The organism is uncultured Mycobacterium sp. (genome assembly GCF_964249325.1).
Classification (GTDB): domain Bacteria; phylum Actinomycetota; class Actinomycetes; order Mycobacteriales; family Mycobacteriaceae; genus Mycobacterium.
In genome coordinates this window covers 1-2180 of sequence record NZ_CAXUCH010000188.1, presented here as the reverse complement: position 1 = coordinate 2180, position 2180 = coordinate 1, and the positions used below count along the sequence as shown (strand labels likewise).

2 protein-coding genes and 1 pseudogene (1 of these 3 running past the window's edge) are annotated in these 2180 nt (G+C 65.6%); all 3 read left to right on the top strand.

Annotation, left to right across the window (positions count from 1 at the left end; all coding sequences use genetic code 11):
• Positions 1–751 (top strand): annotated as a pseudogene (locus ACFE99_RS19085) (SDR family oxidoreductase); it begins 127 nt to the left of the window's first position.
• Positions 752–813: 62 nt separating this feature from the next.
• The gene (locus ACFE99_RS19080; RefSeq protein WP_375487999.1) at positions 814–1230 is read left to right on the top strand and encodes a VOC family protein; all 417 of its coding nucleotides are present in this window, start codon (positions 814–816) and stop codon (positions 1228–1230) included.
• Between the two features lie 88 nt (positions 1231–1318).
• Positions 1319–2180: anion permease (locus tag ACFE99_RS19075; RefSeq protein WP_375487998.1), on the top strand; the 862-nt coding region annotated here is incomplete at its 3' end.

The following is a 2180-nucleotide window of genomic DNA, read 5'->3' as shown; positions in this document are numbered from 1 at the left end:
CACCGGGGCTTCGTCGGGCATTGGAGAAGCCGCGGCCGAGCAATTCGGGCGCCAGGGTGCCACGGTGGTCGCCGTCGCGCGGCGCAAGGATCTGCTCGACGCGGTGGTCGACCGGATCACGCAAAAAGGCGGGAGCGCGATCGCGATTCCGTGCGACCTGTCGGATATGGACGCGATCGACGCGCTGGTTGCCGACGTCGAGCAGCGTTTGGGCGGGGTCGACATCTTGGTCAACAACGCCGGCCGGTCCATCCGCCGGCCGCTGGCAGAGTCGCTGGAACGCTGGCACGACGTCGAGCGAACCATGGTGCTCAACTACTATTCGCCGCTGCGGTTGATCCGCGGTATCGCGCCCGGCATGCTCGAACGCGGTGACGGCCACATCATCAACGTCGCGACCTGGGGCGTGTTCAGCGAGGCGTCACCGCTCTTCGCGGTGTACAACGCGTCGAAGGCTGCGCTGTCGGCGGTCAGCCGGGTCATCGAAACCGAATGGGGCACAAAGGGAGTGCACTCGACGACGCTGTACTATCCGCTGGTGGCCACACCGATGATCGCGCCGACCAAAGCCTACGACGGAATGCCTGCGCTGACGCCGCGTGAGGCCGCCGAATGGATGGTGACCGCGGCGCGGGTCCGCCCGGTCCGGATCGCACCGCGCATGGCCGTCGCCGCCAGGGCGCTGGACACCGTCGGGCCGCGCTGGGTCACCGCGCTGATGAAGCGCCAGCGCATCCAGCCCGCCTCCTGAGCAAACGGCGAGCCTGTGGAATCCGGGAACTGCGGGGCGCCGCCACGTGATAGACACGAGAGATGGAGATCCTGGCCAGCCGAATGCTGTTCCGGCCGACGGACTATGAGCGGTCGCTAAGTTTTTACCGCGACCAGATCGGTCTCGCGATCGCCCGCGAATATGGCGCCGGCACAGTGTTTTTCGCGGGCCAGTCGCTGATCGAGCTGGCCGGCTATTCGACGGCGGAACGCTATCAGGGTCCTTTCCCCGGCGCGCTGTGGCTGCAGGTGCGCGATATCCAGGCCACCCAAGCGGAGTTGCACAGCAGAGGCGTGCCTATCACCCGCGAGGCGCGCCGCGAGCCATGGGGATTGCTCGAGATGCACGTGACCGACCCCGACGGCATCACGTTGATCTTCGTGCAGGTGCCCGGCGATCATCCGTTGCGTCGCGACACCCGGCGCAATCCGCTCAGTGAACCGGAGGGGAACAGCTGACGACAAGTCGAGACTTTCCGATGACACTTTTCCGCATTTGTTCGACAAACCGGCGCCCCGCGCCTCAGAATTGGCGCCGTGATGCCTTGTGAGTCTTGACTTGTTCCTGTTGATCATCGTCGTGGTCACAGCACTCGCCTTCGACTTCACCAATGGGTTTCACGACACCGGCAACGCCATGGCTACCTCCATCGCCAGCGGCGCGCTCGCGCCTAAGACCGCGGTGGCGCTGTCTGCGGTGCTGAATCTGGTCGGTGCCTTTCTGTCGACGGCCGTCGCGGCAACCATTGCCAAAGGTCTGGTCGACGGCCATCTCGTAACGCTGGAAGTGGTATTCGCCGGCCTGGTCGGCGGCATCGTCTGGAACCTGCTGACCTGGCTGCTGGGCATTCCGTCCAGCTCCTCACACGCACTGATCGGGGGCATCGTCGGCGCGATGATCGCTGCAGCGGGCGGCCACGGGGTGATCTGGAGCGGCCTGGTGTCCAAGGTGATCATCCCGGCCATGGTGGCGGCGGCGCTGGCCATTCTGGTCGGGGCAGTCGGCACCTGGTTGGTCTACCGCTTCACCCGCGGTGTCCCGGAGAACCGCACTGAACAGGGCTTCCGCCGCGGCCAGATTGGGTCGGCCGCATTGGTGTCGCTCGCTCATGGCACCAACGACGCGCAGAAGACGATGGGCGTGATCTTCATGGCGCTGATTTCCTATGGCGCGGTCAGCAAGTCCAGCAGCCTGCCGCCACTGTGGGTGATCGTGTGTTGTGCCGTGGCGATCGCGGCCGGCACCTATTTCGGCGGTTGGCGCATCATCCGAACCATGGGTAAGGGGCTGGTGGAGATCAAGCCGCCGCAAGGCATGGCCGCCGAGTCGTCGTCGGCGGCGGTCATCTTGTTGTCCGCGAGTTTCGGGTATGCGCTGTCCACCACCCAGGTCGCTACCGGATCGGTAC

Excerpts from the sequence above, each read along its gene's own strand:
- ACFE99_RS19080 (WP_375487999.1), top strand. The coding sequence starts at position 814 with ATGGAGATCCTGGCCAGCCGAATGCTGTTCCGGCCGACGGACTATGAG.